Annotated in this window: 1 protein-coding gene; it reads left to right on the top strand. The window is 44.2% G+C overall.

Annotated elements, in window-relative coordinates; genetic code table 11:
* Positions 1-64: 64 nt before the first annotated feature.
* The coding region (locus A3766_RS09270; protein WP_231882872.1) for a LamG domain-containing protein at positions 65-312 on the top strand (248 nt) is incomplete at its 3' end.

Genomic DNA, 312 nt, shown 5'->3' with positions numbered 1-312 from the left:
AACGATTGATGCCATTAACTCACAGCTGGACTTGGACACAGACGTAGGGAGTCAAGGGACTATTGTGCTTTGGTATCGAGCTGAAGAGAACTGGGTGGGGAGTGGAGATAAGACCTTAATTGATGCAACTACCGATGTCATAGGAAATTCTAACGATAAGTATTTCTTCTTGGCAAAATTAAATGATGGTCGCTTACGATTTGCCTTGGAAGATAGCGCGGATCTTGATTTCAACTTATACACAAGTGCTAACTCAGTTGTTGCGGGAACGTGGGTTCATCTTGGCGTAACCTGGGACTTATCTGCCGATGA

The sequence above is a fragment of the Oleiphilus sp. HI0132 genome, from assembly GCF_001635845.1.
This window is presented reverse-complemented; position numbering and strand designations above follow the sequence as displayed.